Source organism: Enterovibrio qingdaonensis (assembly GCF_028683135.1).
GTDB classification, from domain to species: Bacteria; Pseudomonadota; Gammaproteobacteria; order Enterobacterales; family Vibrionaceae; genus Enterovibrio; species Enterovibrio qingdaonensis.
Genome location: NZ_JAJUBB010000068.1, coordinates 1 through 615, shown reverse-complemented (window position 1 = coordinate 615; position 615 = coordinate 1). Strand labels below are relative to the sequence as shown.

Sequence of the window (615 nt, the reverse complement as noted above, 5' to 3'; positions counted from 1 at the left end):
TTTTTTTATGTCTGAGTTTTCCAAAGAGTTACATGTCACGGCTGAGTTTTGCCAAGACCATCATATCAATGCTTTTTCTAAGCATATCCCTCTGGAATGGGTTGAAGAAGCCGTCAAGCAGACCGGACGAGCTTCTTTGCGTAAAAGACGCTTCCCCGCGGAGCAGGCAGTGTGGCTGGTTTTAGGGATAGGATTGCTGCGCAACCGTTCTATCCAAAGTGTTTGTGACCAACTGGAACTGGCTTTCCCTGATGCTAAAGGAGAACTACCTCCGCTCGCTACGAGTAGCATCATAAAGGGAAGAGAAAAGCTGGGGGCTGAGCCGATGCGTTATCTCTTTAAGCTAACGGCCGCACAGTGGGAAAAGCAATGTGACTTCGACAAGGTATGCGGTTTGAAGGTGCTCAGTGTCGATGGAACTTACTTTAGAACTCATGATACTGACAGTAACCAACGGTTTGGCTATGTGCAAAAGTCAGCCTCGTTCCCCTCAGTGCTTGCTGTCACCTTGATGTCGACCAAAACACACATGATATCTGACGCAGCGTTTGGGCCTGTGACGCAAAGTGAAATCACGTATGCACAGCAGTTAGTGGGGTCAGCACCAGAAAATTC

The 615-nt window shown here is 48.1% G+C and carries 1 protein-coding gene; it reads left to right on the top strand.

What is annotated here, in order from left to right; all coding sequences use genetic code 11:
* Positions 1–7: 7 nt before the first annotated feature.
* Positions 8–615, top strand: a 608-nt coding sequence (locus tag LRP49_RS25150; RefSeq protein WP_337992961.1) for a transposase domain-containing protein, incomplete at its 3' end; no start/stop codon positions are given.